This is a genomic window from Gemmobacter aquarius (genome assembly GCF_003060865.1).
Lineage (GTDB): Bacteria > Pseudomonadota > Alphaproteobacteria > Rhodobacterales > Rhodobacteraceae > Paragemmobacter > Paragemmobacter aquarius.
In genome coordinates this window covers 496762-517060 of the sequence record NZ_CP028918.1, presented here as the reverse complement: position 1 = coordinate 517060, position 20299 = coordinate 496762, and the positions used below count along the sequence as shown (strand labels likewise).

General features: G+C 65.9%; 17 protein-coding genes and 1 pseudogene. 13 read left to right on the top strand and 5 right to left on the bottom strand.

Annotation, left to right across the window (positions count from 1 at the left end; all coding sequences use genetic code 11):
* Positions 1-25: 25 nt before the first annotated feature.
* The 6 genes and pseudogenes from HYN69_RS02515 to HYN69_RS02490 all read left to right on the top strand — a co-directional run bounded on the left by HYN69_RS02515 (position 26) and on the right by HYN69_RS02490 (position 8743).
* Positions 26-787: a motility protein A gene (locus HYN69_RS02515; RefSeq protein WP_108434355.1), complete on the top strand. Its 762-nt coding sequence runs from the start codon at positions 26-28 to the stop codon at positions 785-787.
* Between the two features lie 72 nt (positions 788-859).
* Positions 860-1897, top strand: coding sequence for an OmpA family protein (locus tag HYN69_RS02510; RefSeq protein ID WP_230426465.1), 1038 nt, complete (start codon positions 860-862; stop codon positions 1895-1897).
* A 135-nt stretch (positions 1898-2032) separates the two neighbouring features.
* Positions 2033-3037, top strand: a complete 1005-nt coding sequence (locus HYN69_RS02505) for an AAA family ATPase (RefSeq protein ID WP_108434354.1) — start codon at positions 2033-2035, stop codon at positions 3035-3037.
* On the top strand, positions 3034-3903 hold the full coding sequence (locus HYN69_RS02500) for a DUF58 domain-containing protein (RefSeq protein WP_108434353.1): 870 nt from the start codon (positions 3034-3036) through the stop codon (positions 3901-3903). The genes HYN69_RS02505 and HYN69_RS02500 overlap by 4 nt, the downstream gene beginning before the upstream one ends.
* Before the next feature lie 3 nt (positions 3904-3906).
* On the top strand, positions 3907-6666 hold the full coding sequence (locus tag HYN69_RS02495; RefSeq protein ID WP_108434352.1) for a DUF4159 domain-containing protein: 2760 nt from the start codon (positions 3907-3909) through the stop codon (positions 6664-6666).
* Positions 6666-8743, top strand: a pseudogene (locus tag HYN69_RS02490) (glutamine amidotransferase). Before HYN69_RS02495 ends, HYN69_RS02490 begins: the two are co-directional and overlap by 1 nt.
* A gap of 142 nt (positions 8744-8885) precedes the next feature.
* Here HYN69_RS02490 and HYN69_RS02485 read toward each other — a convergent pair.
* The gene (locus HYN69_RS02485) at positions 8886-9575 is read right to left on the bottom strand and encodes a DUF599 domain-containing protein (protein ID WP_108434351.1); all 690 of its coding nucleotides are present in this window, start codon (positions 9573-9575) and stop codon (positions 8886-8888) included.
* Between the two features lie 92 nt (positions 9576-9667).
* Here HYN69_RS02485 and HYN69_RS02480 point away from each other — a divergent pair, with 92 nt between their 5' ends.
* The 5 genes from HYN69_RS02480 to HYN69_RS02460 all read left to right on the top strand — a co-directional run bounded on the left by HYN69_RS02480 (position 9668) and on the right by HYN69_RS02460 (position 14947).
* A complete protein-coding gene (locus tag HYN69_RS02480) occupies positions 9668-11101 on the top strand; it encodes an FAD-linked oxidase C-terminal domain-containing protein (protein ID WP_108434350.1) in 1434 nt (477 codons plus the stop codon).
* Positions 11102-11175: 74 nt separating this feature from the next.
* Positions 11176-12252 carry an FAD-binding protein gene (locus tag HYN69_RS02475; protein ID WP_108434349.1) on the top strand — a complete coding sequence of 359 codons (1077 nt, stop codon included), beginning with the start codon at positions 11176-11178 and terminating at the stop codon, positions 12250-12252.
* Entirely contained in the window at positions 12252-13526 is a 1275-nt protein-coding gene (gene glcF / locus HYN69_RS02470; protein ID WP_108434348.1) for a glycolate oxidase subunit GlcF, read from the top strand. The genes HYN69_RS02475 and glcF overlap by 1 nt, the downstream gene beginning before the upstream one ends.
* Before the next feature lie 40 nt (positions 13527-13566).
* Entirely contained in the window at positions 13567-14352 is a 786-nt protein-coding gene (locus tag HYN69_RS02465) for a trypsin-like serine peptidase (protein ID WP_108434347.1), read from the top strand.
* Positions 14353-14488: 136 nt separating this feature from the next.
* Positions 14489-14947, top strand: coding sequence for an Hsp20 family protein (locus HYN69_RS02460; RefSeq protein ID WP_108436993.1), 459 nt, complete (start codon positions 14489-14491; stop codon positions 14945-14947).
* A 113-nt stretch (positions 14948-15060) separates the two neighbouring features.
* Here the strand turns inward: HYN69_RS02460 and HYN69_RS20435 are convergent, their stop codons facing one another.
* Both HYN69_RS20435 and HYN69_RS02450 read right to left on the bottom strand, forming a co-directional pair.
* Positions 15061-15627: a peptidoglycan-binding protein gene (locus HYN69_RS20435; protein WP_159082333.1), complete on the bottom strand. Its 567-nt coding sequence runs from the start codon at positions 15625-15627 to the stop codon at positions 15061-15063.
* Positions 15628-15780: 153 nt separating this feature from the next.
* Complete coding sequence (locus HYN69_RS02450; RefSeq protein WP_108434346.1) at positions 15781-16056, bottom strand: DUF6389 family protein; 276 nt, start codon at positions 16054-16056, stop codon at positions 15781-15783.
* A gap of 332 nt (positions 16057-16388) precedes the next feature.
* On the opposite strand from HYN69_RS02450, the gene HYN69_RS02445 reads away from it, so the two are divergent.
* The gene (locus HYN69_RS02445; protein ID WP_230426464.1) at positions 16389-17228 is read left to right on the top strand and encodes a serine hydrolase domain-containing protein; all 840 of its coding nucleotides are present in this window, start codon (positions 16389-16391) and stop codon (positions 17226-17228) included.
* 289 nt (positions 17229-17517) lie between these two features.
* Here the strand turns inward: HYN69_RS02445 and HYN69_RS02440 are convergent, their stop codons facing one another.
* Positions 17518-18996, bottom strand: a complete 1479-nt coding sequence (locus HYN69_RS02440) for an NAD-dependent succinate-semialdehyde dehydrogenase (protein WP_108434344.1) — start codon at positions 18994-18996, stop codon at positions 17518-17520.
* 118 nt (positions 18997-19114) lie between these two features.
* On the opposite strand from HYN69_RS02440, the gene HYN69_RS02435 reads away from it, so the two are divergent.
* Positions 19115-19906, top strand: coding sequence for an alpha/beta hydrolase (locus HYN69_RS02435; RefSeq protein ID WP_108434343.1), 792 nt, complete (start codon positions 19115-19117; stop codon positions 19904-19906).
* 52 nt (positions 19907-19958) lie between these two features.
* Here HYN69_RS02435 and HYN69_RS02430 read toward each other — a convergent pair whose 3' ends face one another.
* Positions 19959-20288, bottom strand: coding sequence for a hypothetical protein (locus tag HYN69_RS02430; RefSeq protein WP_108434342.1), 330 nt, complete (start codon positions 20286-20288; stop codon positions 19959-19961).
* Between the last annotated feature and the right edge of the window lie 11 nt (positions 20289-20299).

Here is a 20299-nt window from a genome sequence, read left to right as displayed (position 1 = left end):
GTTTCGGTCAAAAAAGGGGCCCGTCGTGGACATAGCAACGCTCGTAGGCTTGATCGGCGCGATCGTCATGATCATCGGCTCGATGATCTATGCTGGCGGCGTTTCGCCCTTCATCGACATACCTTCGCTTTTCATCGTCTTCGGCGGAACCCTTTTCGTCGTCATGTCGATGAAGCCGATGCCGGTCTTTCTGGGCCATTTCAAAGCCATGGGCATAGCCTTCCGGCCCGGCAACTATGACACCGACGCGCTGATCACCCTGATGGTCGACCTCTCGGCCACCGCCCGCAAAGAGGGCATGATGGCGCTCGAAAGCAAGACCCCGGGCGAGGCCTTTCTGACCAAGGGCCTGCAGATGCTGGTCGACGGGGTCGACGAAGCCAAACTCGTCAAGCAGCTCAAATACGAGATCAAGGCGATGAAGGCCCGCCACGCCGCCTATCAGGGCGCGATAAAGGCTTGGGTCGATATCGGCCCCGCCATGGGCATGGTCGGCACGCTGATCGGCCTCGTGCTCATGCTCGGCAACATGTCCGACCCCAAATCCATCGGCCCCGCCATGGCCGTCGCCCTTCTCACCACACTTTACGGCGCGCTCGTCGCCAATGTCATCTTCGGCCCGATCCTGAACAAGCTCGAAGGCTATTCCGAGGATGAGGCCACCTACCGCGAGTTGGTGATCGAGGGCCTGCGCGGCATCGCCAAGGGCGAAGCCCCCCGCGCCATCGAAGACCAGCTGATCTGCGCGCTTGACACCAAGGCGCAGCAAAAGCGCAAGGCCGCCTGACATGACCAAGGCCAAAGTCATCCCCTTCCAGCCGCCTGTCGACGATTCGGACGACGATTGCGACTGCCCCAAATGCCCCCCGTCGGCGCGCCGGCATGGCTCGCGACCTTTGCCGATATCGCCACCAACCTGATGGCCTTCTTCGTGCTGATCCTCGGCTTCGCGAATTTCGACGAACCCTCTTTCGAGAAATTCGCCGGCGCCATGCGCGAACAGTTCAGTCCCGGCGGATTCGACGGCAAAAGCGGTGACACGATCATCAACGTCGCACCGTTTCCCGCGCCCGACACCGCCGATGACAGCGAATTCGACCAGTCCGCCCCCGGTGACGGCGCAAACGCCGGTCCCTCGGACGACAGCGCCCGCGCCGTGGCCGAAGCCCTGCGCGACGCACTCGCCAAAGGCAGCCTTCAGGTCGATACCGGCTCGGGCACCGTCACCGTCCGCCTGCCCGATGTGCAAGGCCCCGAAGCCGCAATCGCACTTGCCGATGCCATAGCCGCCGCCGCAGGCGGCAGCGTCGAGCGCACCGACACGGTTGGCCAGCCCCTTCCGGGCCAAGACCCCGCCCTCCGCGCCACACCGACGCCGCAGCAAACCGCCGACGCAGGCCAACCCGCATCCTCCAGCGGCACGGAAACCACCGCCCAGACCGCCGGAATCCGCACCAAGCTCAGCACCATGGTCCTGCAATCCCTGTTCAGTCAGGAAATCGCCGACGGCTCGCTTTCGGTCGAACCCCGCGACGGCAAGGTTCTCGTCACCCTCGGCACGGGCGGGTCGTTCACCTCGGGTTCAGCCGACCTCTCGGACGAGGCGCGCGACATCATGGCCCGCATCGCCAGCGCCACGAACCGCCCCAACCGCAGCATCATCGTGACCGGCCACACCGACAACGTGCCCGTCAGCGGCGAATTCGCCGACAATTTCGACCTCGCCGCAGCCCGCGCCGCCGCCGTGGTGCGCGAACTCGTCGATACCGAAAAGGTCGATCCGGCCCGCATATCCGCCGTCAGCAAAGGCGAATTCGCCCCCCTCGCCGACAATGCCACCGAAGAAGGCCGCGCCAAGAACCGCCGCATCGAGATCGAGATCAGCTATGGCGACTGATCGTCGGGGCAGGCGCTGAAACGCACATCTTCCGTCGCTCTCACGATCATTTGTGCCCATCACCGTTTTGCCATTTGTTTCCCGCGCCATACTTCGGTCTAATGTCCATGACCCCAGCTTGACCGGAGCGACCCCATGTCCGACGCAGCCGACCTCGTCCCGCGCATCGAAGCCTTGGGCGACCGCCTCGCCCTCGCCAAGGCGTCGATCAACCGGCGCTTCATCGGGCAGGAAAAGGTGGTCGATCTGGTCCTCGCCTCCATGCTCTGCGGCGGCCACGCGCTCCTCGTCGGCCTGCCCGGCCTCGGCAAGACCCGCCTTGTCGACACGCTCTCCACCGTCATGGGCCTCAAGGGCAGCCGCATCCAGTTCACCCCCGACCTGATGCCCGCCGACATCCTCGGCTCCGAGGTTCTGGAAACCGCGCCCGACGGGTCCCGCGCCTTCCGCTTCATCGAAGGGCCGATCTTCTGCCAGCTTCTCATGGCCGATGAAATCAACCGCGCCAGCCCCCGCACCCAATCCGCCCTCTTGCAAGCCATGCAGGAACGCGAGGTGACGATCGCAGGCCAGCACCGCCCGCTTGGCCGCCCCTTCCACGTTCTGGCCACGCAAAACCCCATCGAACAGGAAGGCACCTATCCCCTGCCCGAAGCCCAGCTTGACCGCTTCCTCGTGCAGGTCGATGTCGAATACCCCACCCGTGCGACCGAACGCGACATCCTGATCGCCACCACGGGCGCGACCGAGGCTGACGCCCATCAGGTCTTCGCCACCGAAGAATTGCTCGACGCCCAAAGCATACTCCGCCGCATGCCCGTTGGCGACAAGGTGGTCGAAGCCATCCTCGACCTCGTCCGCGCCTGCCGCCCCGGTGAACCCGAAGGCCGCGACCTTGCAGGCAGCCTCTCGTGGGGCCCCGGCCCGCGCGCCGCACAGGCGCTCATGCTCACCACCCGCGCCCGCGCCCTGCTCGACGGACGCCTCGCCCCCTCGGTCGCGGATGTGGCCGCCCTCGCCCGCCCGGTCCTGTCGCACCGCATGGCGCTGTCCTTTGCCGCCCGCGCCCGTGGCGACAGCCTCGCCAGCCTCATCGACCGCACCGCCACCCGCACGCTGGGGCTCGAGGCTGCCGCGTGACAGCCCTGCCCGACCTTCGCGAACAGGCCGAAACCCTCGGCCAATCCCTGCCGCCCCTGCTGGCCGAGGCCGAACTGCTCGCATCCACCATCATGCTGGGCGAACATGGACGCAGGCGGGCAGGCATGGGCGACGAATTCTGGCAATACCGCCCCGCCCATGCAGGCGATTCTGCCCGCATGATCGATTGGCGCCGCTCGGCCCGCTCCGACACCACCTTCGTGCGCGAACGCGAATGGCAGGCCGCGCAATCCGTCACCCTCTGGGTCGACACCTCCCGCGCCATGGGCTTTTCCAGCCATGGGCCGACAAAAGCCGACCGCGCCCGCCTTCTGGCACTCGCCACCGCAGTCCTGCTGCTGCGCGGCGGTGAACGCGTCGGCCTTTCGGGCCACGATACGCCCCCCCGTGCGGGCAAGTCGCAACTCCTGTCGCTCACCCGCGCCCTGACCGCGCCAGATGCCGCCGCCGATTACGGCGCACCCGATGCCACAGGCATCAGCGCCCATGGCCGCGCCGTCTTTGTCTCCGACTTCCTCGGCGACCTCGCCGGAGTGGAAACCGCCCTCGCCCGCGCCTCCGACCGCGGCGCACGCGGCGTCCTGCTGCAAATCCTAGACGCCGCGGAAGAGGATTTCCCCTTCGACGGCCGGACCATCTTCGAATCCATGGGCGGATCGCTCCGCCACGAAACTCTCCGCGCAGGCGACCTCCGCGCCCGCTACCTCGACCGTCTGGCCGAGCGCAAGGACCGGCTGCAAACCCTCGCCCGCGCCGTGGGCTGGCACTTTACCACCCACCACACCGGCGATGCGCCCCTGCCCGCGCTGCTCTGGCTTTACCGCGCAATCGAAGGGGGCCGCTGACCCATGTGGATGCTCGGCCCCGTCGGTTTCACCGCGCCCCTTCTGCTGATCGGCCTGATCGCCCTGCCGATCCTGTGGTTCCTCTTGCGCGCTGTCCCGCCCGCCCCGATCCGCCGCCGCTTTCCCGGCGTGGCGCTGCTTCTGGGCCTGACCGATGACAAGGCCGAAACCGACCGCACGCCGTGGTGGCTGCTTCTCCTCCGCATGGCCGCCATCGCCGCCGCGATCATCGCCTTTGCTGGCCCTGTCCTGAACCCCGAACAGCGCCAGCCCGGCACCGGCCCCCTGCTTGTCGTCTTCGACGCCTCATGGGCCGACGCCCGCGACTGGCCCCGCCGCATCGACCGCGCAACCACCCTCTTGGACGAAGCCGCCCGTCAGGGCCGCCCCACCGCCGTGATCCGCCTGACCGATACGCCAGCCGACATCGATTTCCAATCCGCCGACGCATGGACAGGCCGCCTCGCCGCCCTGTCCCCGAACCCGTGGCTCCCCACCGCCACGGGCTGGGCCGACAAACTGCCGCAAGGCAACTTCGACAGCTTCTGGCTCTCCGACGGCATCGAGCATCCCGACCGCTCTGCCCTTTTCGCCGAACTCGCGACACGCGGCGCGGTCACGGTGTTCCAAAGCCCCCGCCCCGTCTTCGCCCTCGCCCCCGCCAGTTTTGGCGACGGCACGATCCAGCTTGCCGCCACCCGCCTGCCCGCCTCCGACCCCGTCGAGGTCGAAGTTATCGCCCGTGGCCCCGACCCTTCGGGCATCGACCGCGAACTCGCCCGCGCCACGCTGTCCTTCGGCCTTGGCGCCAGTCGCGCCGAAGTCGCGCTGTCGTTGCCCCCGGAACTCCGCAACCGCGTCAACCGCTTCGAACTGGCAGGCATCCGCTCCGCCGGCGCCGTCAGCCTGACCGACGACAGCTTGAAACGCCGCAAGATCGCCCTGATCGGGGGCCGCGAAGACCGCGAGGGCCTGCGCCTGCTGTCACCCACCCATTACCTGCGCCAAGCCCTCGAACCCGTGGCCGACCTGATCGAAGGCAGCCTGACCGATGCGCTTCTGGCCAGCCCCGATGTGGTGATCCTTGCAGATGTGGCCAAGCTCACGCAAACCGAGCAGGACGCCGTGCTCGACTGGCTCGACAAGGGCGGGATGCTCTTGCGCTTCGCCGGTCCCGGCCTTGCCGCATCCGACATCAGCCGCAGCGCCGAAGACCCGCTTTTGCCCGTCCGCCTGCGCGAAGGCGGCCGCACCGTCGGCGGCGCGATGAGCTGGGGCGAACCCAAAACCCTCGCCCCCTTCCCCGAAACCTCGCCCTTCCACGGCTTGCCCGTGCCAGCGGATGTGAACGTGACGGCCCAAGTCCTCGCCCAGCCCGACCCCGACCTTGCCGCCCGCACCATCGCCGCCCTCGCCGATGGCACCCCCCTCGTCACCCGCAAGGCCATAGGCCAAGGTCAGGTTGTCCTGTTCCACGTCACCGCCAACGCCGAATGGTCCACGCTCCCGCTCTCGGGACTGTTCGTCCAGATGCTCGAACGTCTCGCGGTCTCGACCCGCCCCGCCACCCCCGACGCCGCCGATCTGGCAGGCCAGACATGGGTTGCGGAAACCCTGCTCGACGCCTACGGCCAAAAGACCGACGCCACCGTGAGCGCAGGCACCGCTGGCGAAACCCTCGCCGCCGCCCTCGACACCGGCCCCGGCCCCGACCTGCGCCCCGGCCTTTACGCCGGCGCCGACCGCCGCGTCGCCCTGAACGCCGTGACACCGCAAACCACGCTCGCCCCCGCGACATGGCCCGCAGGCACCGCCATCGAGGGGTTGGAAGCCGCGCAGGAACAGGCGCTCAAGGGCAGCTTCCTCTCCGCAGCCCTTCTCATGCTCCTTCTCGACATCATCGCCGCCCTCGCCCTTTCGGGCCGCCTGAACCGCGGCACCCGCGCCGCAGCCGTTCTGCTCGCCCTCCTCATGCTCCCACCCCAAGCCCGCGCGCAAGACAGCGCCGACGCCACGGCGATCCGCGCCACCGAAGCCGTGGTGCTGGCCCATGTCATCACCGGCGACGCGCAGCTTGACGACATCGCCGAAGCGGGCCTGACCGGCCTTGGCCAGCGGCTGTGGGAACGGACCTCGGTCGAACCCGAAGCCCCCGTCGGCGTGAATATCGAAACCGACGAACTGGCATTTTACCCCTTCCTCTACTGGCCCGTCTCGACCAGCCAGCCGCTACCCACGGCCGACGCCTACGCCCGCCTGAACGACTATCTCCGCACCGGCGGCATGATCCTGTTCGACACCCGCGATGCCGACCTGACCCGCGCAGGCGGCACCTCGCCCGAGGGCGAACAGCTTCAGCGCATCGCAGCAGGCCTCGACATCCCCGCCCTTGAACCCTTGCCAAAAGACCACGTCCTGACCCGCACCTTTTACCTGCTGCAAGATTTCCCCGGCCGCTATGACGGCGCGACCGTCTGGGTCGAAGCCGCCCCCCCCGATGCCGAACAGGTCGAAGGCATGCCCTTCCGCAACCTCAACGATGGCGTCACCCCCGTGGTGATCGGCGGAAACGATTGGGCCGCCGCATGGGCCGTCGATGACATGGGCGTGCCGATGTTCCCCGTGGGGCGCGGCTTTGCAGGCGAACGCCAGCGCGAGATGGCCAACCGTTTCGGCATCAACCTGATCATGCATGTGCTGACCGGCAACTATAAATCCGATCAGGTCCACGTCCCCGCCCTTCTGGAAAGGTTGGGACAATGATGTCCGGTGCCGCCTCGCTGCTGCTCGATCCGCTGGTCGCATGGCCCGTGCTTTACGCACTTGCCGCCCTCGCAGCCCTTGGCCTTGCGATAGGCTTCTGGCGCGGGCTGTCGGGTGCGTGGCTGCGTGTCCTGACTGCTCTGGTCCTGCTGACCGCCATTGCCAACCCGTCCCTGCAACGCGAAGACCGCGCGCCACTGTCCGATATCGTTCTGCTCGTCGTCGACGAAAGCGCCAGCCAGACCCTGTCCGACCGCGCCGCGCAAACCGCAGAAGCCATCGCGCGTGTGACGCAAAGCGTGGCCGAAATCCCCAACACCGAACTTCGCATCATCCGCTTTCAGGACGGCGCCGAAGATGCCGGATCGCTGGCGATGACCGCGCTGGCCGAAGCCTTGGCCGAAGAACCCCGCGCCCGCATCGCAGGGGCGATCCTGCTCAGCGACGGCCGCATCCATGACCTTGACCTCGCCCCCGCGCTGCCTGCCCCCCTGCACCTGCTGCTCACGGGGCGAAGCGACGACTGGGACCGCCGCCTGATCGTCAAGAACGCCCCCGCCTTCGCCATCCTGAACGAAGAAGTGACCCTGACCCTGCGGATCGAGGACGAAGGCGCCCCCCCCGGCGCGACCGAGGCCGATCTGACCATCGCCGTCGACGATGCCGCCCCGCAAACCTACCGCATCCCTGTGGGACAAGACATCGACCTGCCCGTGCGCCTGCCCCACGGCGGCATGAACGTGCTGCAATTTTCGACCCCCGCGCAGGACGGCGAGTTGACCGACCGCAACAACGCCGCCGTGGTGCAGATCAACGGCGTGCGCGACCGCTTGCGCGTGCTTCTGGTCTCGGGCGAGCCGCATGCGGGCGAACGCGTCTGGCGCAACTTGTTGAAATCCGACGCAAGCGTGGACCTCGTCCATTTCACCATCCTGCGCCCGCCCGAAAAACAGGACGGCATCCCCGTCACGGAACTTTCACTCATCGCCTTTCCGACGCGCGAATTGTTCGTCGAAAAGATCAAGGAATTCGACCTGATCATCTTCGACCGCTATTCGATGCGGGGCATCCTGCCGATGTCCTACCTTGAAAACGTGGCCAATTATGTGCGCGAAGGCGGCACCGTCCTCGTCGCCGCAGGCCCCGAATTCGGCGCGGTCGACAGCCTGTGGCGCTCACCCTTGGCCGAGGTTCTGCCCGTCGAACCCACCGCCCGCGTGATCGAGGAAGGCTTCCGCCCCAAACTGACCGAGCTTGGCAAGAAGCACCCAGTGACCGAAGGGCTCGAAGCCCTCGCCCCCCAAGGCGGCTGGGGCCGCTGGTTCCGGCTGGTCGAAGTGACCCCCATCGCAGGCCAAGTCGTCATGTCCGGGCCCGGCGACCGCCCGCTTCTGGTGCTGGACCGCGTGGGCCAAGGCCGCGTCGCCGTGCTGGCATCCGATCAGGCATGGCTCTGGGGCCGTGGCTACGAAGGCGGCGGCCCGCAACTCGAACTTTTGCGCCGCCTTGCCCACTGGATGCTGAAGGAACCCGAGCTTGAGGAAGAAGCTCTCACCGCCACCGTGCAGGGCGAGACGCTGACCATCACCCGCCGCTCCATCGCCCCGAATCCGCCCGGCGATTTGACGATCACCGGACCCGATGGTGCGACCGCAACCCTGCAGATGCCGGAAGCCGGACCCGGCCGCTACCAGACCGATTGGAAAGCCCCCACGATGGGCCTTTACCGCCTTGCCCAGGGCGACCTGACCCGCGTGATCGCCGTCGGCCCCTCGGCCCCCAAGGAATTCGAACAAACCATCGCCAGCGGCGAGACGCTGGAACCGGTCATCACCCCCACCAACGGCGGTATCCAGCGGCTGGAAACGGGCATCCCCGACATCCGCACGGTCCGCGAAGGCCGCCCCGCTTCTGGCCGCGGCTGGATCGGCATCACCCCGCGCGGCGCCTATGTCACCCAAGACATCACCGTGGCCCCCTTATGCCCGCATGGCTGTGGCTGATCCTCGCAGCCACCCTCGCGCTGTCCGCATGGCTGGTCGAAGGCCGCAAGGGCACGCCGCGCCTCATTTCCTGACCAAACGGAGCGGCGTGCCGCCGCAAGCCATACGCTGTTTCAGGCGCATCCGCGCCCGAAACAGCCTGAGGGGGCGTTCCGCCCCCAGCGGGGCGCCTGCCGCGCCCCTCCCCCGAGGATATTTGGACAAGCGTGAAAAGGGTCAGAGACCGAGCATCACCTTGCGCGACTGCGACCAGAATTCCCGGCGCAGCAAGACACCTGCCGCCGCGACCGCAGTGCCCATCAGCACCCATGGGCCCAAAAGCCAGCCCAGGGCGCCCAGCGCGAAATAGATCGACCGCAGGCCACGGTTGAAGCTGCGCGCCGCGGTGATGTTGATTTCGCCCGCCTGTGCCGCACGGGTCATGGCAAGCGGGTCGTTCACATCGTTGGGCACCGCCGCCATCAGAATCGAGCAATAGCCGAACAGGCGATGCGACCAGATGAATTTGAGCAGGGCATTGGACAGGAAGCCGATGATCAGGATGATCTTGACTTCAAGCAGCACCCCTTCGGCCTGAAGTGAAAGGTCTGACGCCAATGTCTGCAGCCTTTGCGTATTGCCGATCAGCGCAACCCCGCCCCCTATGGCGATCATGCTGGCCGAGGCGAAGAATGCCGTTCCCTGCCGCAGCGAATCGAGGATCGTGGCATCGAAGATGCGCGGCTGTCGGGTGACGAATTCCCGCATCCAGTCGCGCCGGAACCGCTCCATCAGCACCGAAACCGAGGGGCGCGACGCGGGCGGGTGCTCGCTGAGCCAACCGCTGAACAAAAACAGCGCGAACAGTGTCGCGAGTGCTGTGGCATCGGCGGGGGAAAAAGGTCCAAGGCGCAGCAAAGTTTCCATGGCCCAAAGCTAAGGCAAGCGACCGCGCCTTGTCATCTGGTGAAATTGGTTATATGAACTTACCAATCCTGCCAGAAACCGGAGGCCTCCACATGGACATGCCCCTTCCCGATGCGTCCGTGATTGCCCGCCGCAGCCGCATCCTTGCGCGTCTTGCCGCAGCCCTGCCAGCCGACGCGCTGATTTCCGATCCGGTCGAGACGCGGGCCTATGAATGCGACGCGCTGACCGCCTATCGCTGCCTGCCGCTGGCCGTCACCCTGCCGCGCACCACAACCGAGGTGGCGACGATCCTGCGCCTTTGCCATGAGGAAGGCGTCAAGGTCATCCCGCGCGGCGCTGGCACCTCGCTTGCGGGCGGGTCGCTGCCCACCGCCGATGCCGTGGTGCTGGGCGTGGCCCGGATGAACGCCGTGCTGGAGACCGATTACCCCAACCGCTTCATCCGCGTGCAATCGGGCCGCACCAACCTGTCGGTCACCGGCGCGGTCGAGGCGGACGGTTTTTTCTACGCACCCGACCCGTCCAGCCAGCTTGCTTGTGCCATCGCGGGCAATATCGGCATGAATTCGGGCGGGGCGCATTGCCTGAAATACGGGGTGACGACGAATAACCTTCTGGGCGTCACGATGGTAACGATGCAAGGCGACATATTGCAGATCGGCGGCCCCTTCCTCGATGCGGGCGGGCTTGACCTTTTGGGCGTCATCTGTGGATCGGAAGGCCAGCTTGGCGTGGTCACCGAGGCCTGGCTTCGCATCCTGCCCAAACCCGAAGGCGCGCGCCCCGTGCTGATGGGCTTTGCCAGCAACGAGGTCGCGGGTGCCTGCGTGTCCGACATCATCAAGGGCGGGCTGCTGCCCGTCGCCATCGAATTCATGGACCGCCCCTGCATCGAGGCGACCGAAGCCTTTGCCCACGCCGGCTACCCCGATTGCGAGGCGCTTCTGATCATCGAAGTCGAGGGCAGCCCCGCCGAAATCGACGACCAGCTTGCCCGCATCAAGACCATCGCCCAGCGTCACAACCCCGTCGCCTACCGCGAAAGCCGGTCGGAGGAAGAGGCCAAACGTATTTGGTTGGGGCGCAAATCGGCTTTTGGCGCGATGGGGCAGATGGGCGACTATATCTGTCTGGACGGCACCATTCCGGTGTCGGAACTGGCGCATGTGCTGCGGCGGATCGGCGAGTTGACGGCAAGCTACGGCTTGCGGGTGGCCAATGTGTTCCATGCGGGCGATGGCAACATGCACCCCCTGATCATATTCGACGCCAACAAACCCGGCGATCTGGAACTGGCCGAGGCACTGGGGGCCGACATCCTGCGCCTTTGCGTCGAGGTGGGCGGCTGCCTGACCGGAGAGCATGGCGTGGGCGTGGAAAAGCGCGACCTGATGCATGTTCAGTTTACGCGCGACGACATGGAGGCGCAGTTGCGCGTCAAGGATGTGTTCGACCCCGATTGGCTGCTCAATCCGGCCAAGGTGTTTCCGCTCGACGTGACTGCCAGCCGCCGCGTTGCCTGAACCGGCAGGACCGGGGGCTTCGCGCCCCCGGACCCCCGCGGGATATTTAAGGACAGAAAATGAAGAGGGGCGGGATGCAACCCGATACCGAGGCCGCGCTGGCCAGCCTGATAGCCGGGGCGAGCGGCAAGATCGCGGTCACCGGCGGGGGAACGCGGCGGCTGGATGCCGTCGCTGGCGAGCCGCTTTCGACCGCCGGTCTGACAGGCATCACGCTTTACGAACCCGGCGCGCTGACGCTGGTCGTGCAGGCGGGCACACCCCTTGATGTGATCGAGACCACACTCACCACCGAAAACCAGCGCCTGCCCTTCGAGGTGCCCGATCTGCGCGGGCTTCTGGGGCGGTCCGGCAATTCCACCATCGGCGGCACCGTTGCCGCAAATGCCAGCGGCCCGCGCCGGATACAGGCGGGGGCCTGCCGCGACAGCCTGATCGGGGTACGCTTCGTCGACGGCACCGGAACCGTGGTCAAGAACGGCGGGCGGGTAATGAAGAACGTCACAGGCATCGACCTCGTCAAGTTGATGGCCGGATCGCAGGGCCGGTTGGGCGTGCTGACAGAGGTGGCCTTCAAGTTGCTGCCCGTGCCGGAAACCGCCGCCACGCTGGTCTTGCACGGCTTGGATGACGCCACCGCCATCACCGCCCTGTCCTCTGCGCTCACCTCGCCCTTTGACGTTTCGGGGGCCGCGCATTGGCCGGGCCATGGTACTTTCATCCGGATCGAGGGCTTTGCTACATCCGTCGCCTACCGCAGCGCCGAATTGCAGCGCAGGCTCGCGGGCTTCGGCACGGTCGACGCCGCAGCTGACGACCCATGGCCCGCGATCCGCGATGTCGCCCCCTTCCACGGCGCGGCGGGCGATGTCTGGCGCCTCTCGACCACGCCTTCGCAGGCTCCCGCCCTTGTTGCCCGTCTGGCACCGCGTCAGGCACTTTACGACTGGGGCGGGGGGCTGGTCTGGCTGCTCACCGACGAAGGCTTCGACCTGCGCGCCGCCCTCGGCCCCTTCGCAGGCCATGCCACGCTGATCCGCTCGCACAGCGCCCTCCCCACTTTCCACCCCGAACCCGCCCCCATCGCCGCCCTCACCCGTGGCTTGCGCGCCAAATTCGACCCGCGCGGCCTTTTTGCCGGAGCCTTGTGATGCAGACTCTTTTCACGCCCGAGCAACTGGCCGACCCCGCCACCGCGCGATCGAACGAGATCCTGCGCGCCTGCGTGCATTGCGGCTTTTGCACCGCCACCTGCCCCACCTATCAGGTGCTGGGCGATGAACTCGACAGCCCGCGCGGCCGCATCTACCTGATCAAGGACATGCTGGAATCCGGTCGTCCCGCCGACGAACGCACCGTCAAGCATATCGACCGCTGCCTGTCGTGCCTGTCATGCATGACCACCTGCCCCTCGGGCGTGCATTACATGCACCTTGTCGACCACGCCCGCGCCCATATCGAGGCGACCTACAAACGCCACCTGACCGACCGCCTGCTGCGCTGGACGCTGGCCAAGATCCTGCCATATCCGATGCGCTTCCGCCTTGCGCTGGCGCTGGCAAAGCTGGGCAAGCCCATCGCCGCACTGATCCCCGATGCCCGCATCAAGGCGATGCTCGCCATGGTGCCAAAGACCATCCCCCCCGTCAGCCGCAACGATGACGCGCAGACCTTTGCGCCGACCGCAGCGCGCAAGATGCGCGTGGCCCTCATGACCGGCTGCGCGCAAAAGGCGCTCAACACCAACATCAACGATGCCACCATCCGCCTTCTGCGCCGCTTGGGCTGCGAGATCGTCATCCCGCAAGCCATGGGTTGCTGCGGCGCTCTCACCCATCACATGGGCCGCGAGGCCGAGGCACACAGCTTCGCCGCCGCCAACATCCGCGCCTTCATGGCGGCAGGCGACCTTGATGCCATCGTGATCAACACCAGCGGCTGTGGTACCACGGTCAAGGATTACGGCCATATGTTCCGCAACGGCCCCCTAGCCGCCGATGCGGCCAGGGTGGCCGCCCTCGCCGTCGATGTCACCGAACTTCTGGCCAAACTCGACCTGCCCGCCCTGCCCGCGCAACGCTTGCGCGTCGCCTATCACGCAGCCTGTTCGCTGCAACACGGCCAGCAGATCAAGACCACCCCGAAAGACCTGCTCAGACGCGCGGGCTTCGAGGTGGTCGAACCCGCCGACAGCCACCTGTGCTGCGGCTCGGCAGGCACCTACAACCTGCTGCAACCCGGGATTTCGGCGCAATTGAAGGCCCGCAAGGTCCAGACCCTGACCGCCCGCAGCCCTGACGTGATCGCGGCCGGAAACCTCGGCTGCATGATGCAGATCGGGTCCGGCACGGCCACGCCGGTCGTCCATACCGTCGAACTTCTCGACTGGGCGACAGGCGGGCCAAAGCCCGCAGCCCTGCGGTGATCGCCACATTTCCGCCTTATTCCGTTTCTACCCAAGCGCGATGATCCGGCGCATCGCCCTCTTTCTGACCCTCGCCGCCGTCACCCCCGTGGCCGCGCAATCCATACGCTCGCTCGCCAGTGCGGATCAGGGGCGCGGCTGGGATGCGGTCGGGCGCATCAACATCGGGGCTTTCGGCTTTTGCACCGGCACGCTGATCGCCGATGATCTGGTCCTGACCGCCGCGCATTGCCTTAATGACAAGCAGACAGGCGCGCGTGTGGCCGACACCGACATCACCTTCCTTGCGGGATGGCGCAACGGGCGGGCGGAAGCATACCGCAACGTCTCGCGCGCCATTGCCCACCCAGACTACCGTTACGGCGGCAAACCGCTGGAAAGCGTGGGCAACGATCTGGCGCTCTTGAAACTCGACCACCCGATCCGCCTGCCGCAGGTGCAACCCATCGCCACCGACAACACCCCCGCAGCGGGCGAGGAAGTGGGCATCGTCTCTTACGCGCAGGACCGCTCTGAAGCGCCCTCGTTGCAAGAGGTCTGCACCATCATGGCCGAACGGCCCGACATGATGGTCCTGTCTTGCGCGGTGGATTTCGGCGCATCGGGCGCGCCCGTCTTCACAATAACCGATGGCGCGGTTGCCATCGTCTCGGTCGTCTCGGCCAAGGCCGAAGTCGAGGGCAAGCCCGTCTCGCTCGCCGTTCCCCTCGCAGCAGCCTTGGCACGGCTGCAAAGCGAAATGGCCAAGGGCACCGCAAACACCCCCGGTGTGCGCGTGCTGTCGACCGGCACGGGCGGCGCGAAATTCCTGCGCGTCTCTCCCTGAGCGCCCCCTTGAAACGGCTTTTTCCGCTTCCCAAGTGAAGGATGCCGCCGGATGCCACAACGGGTCCGGCGGCATCAACCGCCTGTCCCTGACCGGAAGGCTTCACATAGCATCGCTTCAAACGGAGGATGACCCCATGCGGAACCTTGATTTCGCCCCGCTTTACCGTGCCACCGTCGGCTTCGACCGGATCGCCGACCTGATGGACCGCGCGCTGACCACCGATGTCGCGCAGCCGACCTACCCACCCTACAACATCGAAAAGACCGCAGATGACGGCTACCGCATCTCGATCGCCGTGGCAGGCTTCAGCCCGGAAGAGTTGAACGTCGAGGTCAAGGACGGCACCCTTCTCGTCGCCGCCCGCAAGGGGGACGAGTCCGAGGGCAAGACCTACCTGCACCGCGGCATCGCCACCCGCGCCTTCGAACGCCGCTTCGCACTGGCCGACCACGTCCGCGTGACGGGGGCGAGCCATGACCTTGGCATGCTGCACATCGACCTTGTGCGCGAAACGCCCGAAGCACTGAAACCCCGCCGGATCGAGATTGCCAGCGCCACCAGCGCACCGGCGCTCGAAGCAAAGGCGAACTGATCCGAAGCTCAGGCAAAGGAAAAGGGGCGCAACCTGCGCCCCTTTTTTGTTGATTTGGCGGGGGGACGAATTTTCTGCGAAAATTCCCGCCCCTCCTGCACCGTTGCACGGGCTTAAAAGATCAGCCCGTCATAGATGCCAAAGGCCCCCTCGCGCGACGAAAGCCGCTGCGACACACCCAGATCGGCCGCGTAAGAGGCGACCGCGCTATAGGTGCCCGGACCGAACGACCCGTCGATCCCGCCGTAGTAATAGCCCTGCGCCGCCAGACGGCGCTGGATGGCACGCCGCTCGGTCAGGCTGTAGCTGTTGAACGCCTGCGCCGCAGCCGTGCGGTAGACGCTGGTCGTATGGGTCGGGCGCGGTGCGTAGACCGGCTCGACATAGCGCGGCTGCTGATACACCACCGGCGGCGGATCGCGGTAGATGACGCGGGGCTGCTGGTAGACAGGTTCACGGTATACCGGTTCACGATACACCGGCTGGCGCGGCTGGCGCGGCTGGCGCGGTTGCAGGATGCCGTATTGTTGCAGCACCGATTGCGCGACGATCGTGCCGACAACGCCTTTGAGCACATCCTGCTCGCGCTGGTCCCAGGCTTGCGCCGGAAGTGCTGCGCCAAGCGCCAGCGACAAAGCGGTCAGCGCGGTGATTGCGGTGTTCTTGACAGTGGGCAGCATGTCAAACTCCTATTCATGTTGGGGGCGGTCAATTTCGCCTTGCCCCGAACATGGGCGCTGCCGCCGCGCTAGGCAAAATCAGGCCGTTGTTATCCGATAACAGCCCGCTTCGGGGTGATGGATGCCGTGCCGCATTCGGCCTGTCGCGGACCGTCAGTCGCCCGGGGACAGTGGCGGCGTCAAACCAAACCCGTCTTCTCCGGCCATGGTCACAGGCAGACGCCGACCCATCCCGCCAAAGGCAGCCCAAACTTCCCCGAACCAGACCATCGCCATGTCCACGATCACGTCGTTCACACCAAAGGCCTGATCGAACGGATCGAACAGGGGGACATCCGGCGTGACCACCCCTTGCAGGAACCGCAGCTCGAAAAGACACCGAACGTCGGCGATAGCCTTGTTGTGTGCAAAGAGGTCAGGCCCCCTCAAGACGCACGATGACCGAAAACATGCCTTCCGCATCCTGCGGCAGATGGGCCATGATCGGAATGCTGGGTCTTTTCCGGCAGACAACGGTCTATCGACCGCAACCTGGACAGCCCGGTGGCAGAATGCGCAAGCGCCGGGCGGAGAGATGGTTGCATCGGAATCCACCCGAGGCGCAGGGAAATAGGCCATTCGGACACACCGCCGCAAACCATGGCTGACCGTCGCGCTCGACGCAAACTGACCGTTGCAGACGGTCGCAAGGGAATTATGCTGACACCATGACCCAAGGCAGACGCATCTTTTCATGCATGCTTCCTCCTCTCGGAGCCGAGGTGGCAGACGATGATAGTGCCCTGCTCTTTCCCTACTGGAGCTTCACCAAAACGGTCATCGCGATCATCGCCCTGAAGCTCGCAGAGAACGGCAAGTTGGGTCTGGATGAGCCCGCAAGGGAAAAGCTTTTCACCCTGCGCCAGCTCCTTAACCACACAGCTGGGCTACCGGACTATGGCACGCTTCGCGCCTATCATCAGGCTGTTCAAAACGATGAGGAGCCTTGGCCACCCGCGGATCTTTTTCAGGCAGCCATGGCTCAGGGAATGCGCTTTGCGCCCGGCTGTGGCTGGTCCTACTCGAATGTAGGCTACATGCTGGCGCGCGAGCTGGTGGAAGAAGCCGCAGGTCAATCTTTTGCAGAGCTGGTCCGGGACATGATCAGCGTCCCGCTTGGACTTGAAAGTCTGAAGCTTGCCAGTGACCGAAAGCAGTTCTCGCGCCTGCATTGGAAGGCCGCACAGCGGTATCATCCGGGGTGGGTTTACCACGGGTGCCTGATCGGGACCCCCGGTGATGCCGCGCGGCTGCTACAGGCTTTGTTCGCAGGGCAGCTTTTGCAAACGACATCGCTTCAACAAATGCTGACCGCCGTTCCAGTGGGCGGTGCGATTGAAGGACGACCGTGGACAGAATGCGGCTATGGCCTTGGCATCATGATCGGCAGGATGGGAGTAGCGGGAAGAGCGATCGGCCATTCTGGCGGAGGCCCTTTCAGCGTAAACGCAGTGTATCATTTCCCGGACCGGTCGACGCCCCTTACTGTGGCGAGCTTCACCGATGGCACCGATGAAGGGCTGGCGGAATTTGCGGCGGTCAAGGGCGGTGAAGCGCAGTGACGGCTTCGTCCCCTTCGCTTCGCAAACATCGCTCCGTCCAAGCCGCCGGTCGGGGCATCCGGGGAGTATCGATGAATGAACCAGCCATCGCCCCGACCGCAGCCGTACAGGCGACGCCTTGGCTGGCTGCGCCCCCCAAAGGCCGGATCAATTAGAGGAAATACCCCCCGCAGTTCCCCGCGGGGGCGCGCATCCGTCAGGACCGGCGTCGCCTCGGACCAAATCTGTTCACCCGTCAGTCACGGCACCGGGCCATACCGATCCCGCCCCTGAACCATTGGCAGAAGCCTCAGACCGACAGGCAGATGTATTTCATCTCGAGGTAATCCTCCATCCCGTGGCGGCTGCCTTCACGGCCCAGACCCGATTGCTTGACCCCGCCGAAGGGCGCGACCTCGGTCGAGATCAGGCCGGTGTTGACGCCCACCATCCCGTATTCCAGCGCCTCTTGCACGCGGGTGATGCGGCCGATGTCACGGGCATAGAAATAGGACGCGAGGCCGAAGATCGTATTGTTCGCCAGCGCGATCACTTCTTCTTCAGTCTCGAACTTGAACAGCGGTGCGAGCGGGCCGAACGTCTCTTCATGCGAGATCACCATTTCAGGCGTGATTCCGGTCATGATCGTCGGCTCGAAGAAGGTGCCGCCAAGCGCGTGCCGCTTGCCGCCCATCTCGATCTTGGCGCCCTTCTTCAGCGCGTCGGCAATGTGCTCTTCGACCTTCTCCACCGCATCTTCGCTGATCAGCGGGCCAAAGTTCACCTCTTCCGACAGGCCATCGCCCACCGTGGTCTTGGCGACCGCCTCGGCCAGCTTCTTGGAAAAGGCGTCATAGACCCCCGCTTGCACATAGATGCGGTTGGCGCAGACACAGGTCTGGCCGTTGTTGCGGAACTTCGACACCATCGCGCCCGCCACGGCGGCATCCAGATCGGCATCGTCGAACACGATGAAGGGCGCGTTCCCGCCCAGCTCCATGCTGCATTTCATCACCTGCTCCGCCGCCTGCCGCAGCAGGATGCGTCCGACTTCCGTCGATCCGGTAAAGGTAAGTTTCTTGACGGCATGGTTCTCGCAGAACTCCTTGCCGATGTCGGACGCCCGCTTCGACGTGCACACGCTGAACAGACCGCCGGGCACGCCCGCCCGTTCCGCCAGCACCGCCATGGCCAGCGCCGACAAAGGCGTTTCCGAAGCCGGACGCGCCACGAAACCGCAGCCCGCCGCCAGCGCGGGCGCGACCTTGCGCGCGATCATGGCATTGGGGAAATTCCACGGCGTGATCGACCCTACCACCCCGATGGGCTGCTTGATCACCGTGATCCGCTTGTCGCGCTGGTGGCCGGGAATCGTCTCGCCATAGACGCGCTTGGCCTCTTCGGCGAACCATTCGACGTAAGACGCGCCGTAAGCCACCTCGCCCTTGGCCTCGGCCAGCGGCTTGCCCATCTCGGCGGTCAGGATCTTGCCCAGATCGTCCTGATTGGCCATCATCAGATCGAACCATTTCCGCAGCACGCCTGCGCGCTCCTTGCCGGTGCGGGCGGCCCATTCCTTCATCGCCACTTCGGCGGCGGCAATGGCACGGGCCACCTCGGCGCGGCCAAGGTTCGGCACTTCGCAGATCACATCGCCCCGCGCAGGGTTCGTGACCGGAAAGGTCGTGCCGTCATCTGCCCCGACCCACTGCCCCGCCACATAGGCCTTGGTGCACAAAAGCGAGGGATCTTTCAGCAGCGAAGACAGGTTCGTGACGGAATCGAGCATGTGGGCCTCCAGCATTTCGGGTTAAGGATGGATTGCACCGCAGCCACGGCTTGTCCAGTTGCAGCGTTGCCCGCAACCTCGGCTGCGGCAATTATTTGATCAAAATTCCGGTGTCGCCATGCCCTCCACCGCTTCCCTCGACGATGATTACGCCAACGGCGCCTATATCAAGGGCGGCGACGCCTACCTTGCCCGCTGGCAGCGACAGGCCGGGGCCTTCCGTCAGGTCATGGTCCCCCGCGCGCGCCTTGGCCTCGCCTACGGACCGGGCGAGCGGCAGGCGCTCGACCTCTTCCTGCCCGACAGCACGCCCAAGGGGCTGATGGTCTTTGTCCATGGCGGCTACTGGATCGAAGGCCACCGCGAGTTGTGGTCCCACCTTGCCGCAGGGGCTGTCACGCGCGGCTGGGCCTGCGCCCTGCCCTCCTACACCCTCGCCCCCGAAGCCCGCATCCACGACATGACAACCGAAATCGCCGCCGCCACCACCCATGCTGCCAGCCTCGTCGCAGGTCCCGTGGTCGTCACCGGCCATTCCGCAGGGGGACATCTCGCCGCCCGCATGGGATGCAGCGATATCGCGGCCGATGTCGCCCGCGTCGTCCCCATCGCCCCGCTGGCCGACCTCGCCCCGCTCATGCAAACCGCCATGAACGACAAACTCCGCCTCGACGCTGCCGAATGTGCCGCCGAATCGCCCGCCCGCCTGACCCTGCGCCCCGATACAACGGCGCATGTCTGGGTCGGCGCGCAGGAGCGCCCGGCCTTCCTGTGGCACGCCCGCCTGCTTTCGGAACGCTGGAACTGCCCATGGACGCCCGAGCCAACGCGCCACCACTTCGACGTGATCGACGGCCTGACCGACCCGGCGTCACCCCTGATGGAGGCCTGTCTTGGAGGTCTAGCCTAGCCTGCGCGTTTATCGCGCACCCACCCCTTTCGGCGCGCGGTAAACGCGCACCCTACGACGCCGCGTGCATCCGCTCGATATAGGCGCGCATCTCTTCCGCCTCGTGGCGCGCGTCGCGCAGGCCCTCCATCGCGGCCCGCAATTCGGCCTCGGTCTGGGCGATCTGGTTCATCAGCTCTGCCTCGCGCTGCTCAAGATACATCAGCGCCTGATCCCGCGTCTCTTCCGCCTCATGCAAAGATTGCGCCAGATGGTCCATCTCGGCCACATCACCGCCTGCCACCCGCGTAAAGCGATGCAAAAGCCAATAGGCAAACCAGCCAAGCGCGAAAGCGGCCAGCAGGATCACGGCGGTCGCTGCGATGAATTCGGTACGGTTCATGGGGCCACTCT

Excerpts from the sequence above, each read along its gene's own strand:
- HYN69_RS02505 (WP_108434354.1), top strand. The coding sequence starts at position 2,033 with ATGTCCGACGCAGCCGACCTCGTCCCGCGCATCGAAGCCTTGGGCGAC.
- HYN69_RS02465 (WP_108434347.1), top strand. The coding sequence starts at position 13,567 with ATGATCCGGCGCATCGCCCTCTTTCTGACCCTCGCCGCCGTCACCCCC.
- glcF (WP_108434348.1), top strand. The coding sequence starts at position 12,252 with ATGCAGACTCTTTTCACGCCCGAGCAACTGGCCGACCCCGCCACCGCG.
- HYN69_RS02435 (WP_108434343.1), top strand. The coding sequence starts at position 19,115 with ATGCCCTCCACCGCTTCCCTCGACGATGATTACGCCAACGGCGCCTAT.
- HYN69_RS02485 (WP_108434351.1), bottom strand. The coding sequence starts at position 9,575 with ATGGAAACTTTGCTGCGCCTTGGACCTTTTTCCCCCGCCGATGCCACA.
- HYN69_RS02460 (WP_108436993.1), top strand. The coding sequence starts at position 14,489 with ATGCGGAACCTTGATTTCGCCCCGCTTTACCGTGCCACCGTCGGCTTC.
- HYN69_RS02430 (WP_108434342.1), bottom strand. The coding sequence starts at position 20,288 with ATGAACCGTACCGAATTCATCGCAGCGACCGCCGTGATCCTGCTGGCC.
- HYN69_RS02480 (WP_108434350.1), top strand. The coding sequence starts at position 9,668 with ATGGACATGCCCCTTCCCGATGCGTCCGTGATTGCCCGCCGCAGCCGC.
- HYN69_RS02475 (WP_108434349.1), top strand. The coding sequence starts at position 11,176 with ATGCAACCCGATACCGAGGCCGCGCTGGCCAGCCTGATAGCCGGGGCG.
- HYN69_RS02440 (WP_108434344.1), bottom strand. The coding sequence starts at position 18,996 with ATGCTCGATTCCGTCACGAACCTGTCTTCGCTGCTGAAAGATCCCTCG.
- HYN69_RS02495 (WP_108434352.1), top strand. The coding sequence starts at position 3,907 with ATGTGGATGCTCGGCCCCGTCGGTTTCACCGCGCCCCTTCTGCTGATC.
- HYN69_RS02510 (WP_230426465.1), top strand. The coding sequence starts at position 860 with ATGCCCCCCGTCGGCGCGCCGGCATGGCTCGCGACCTTTGCCGATATC.
- HYN69_RS20435 (WP_159082333.1), bottom strand. The coding sequence starts at position 15,627 with ATGCTGCCCACTGTCAAGAACACCGCAATCACCGCGCTGACCGCTTTG.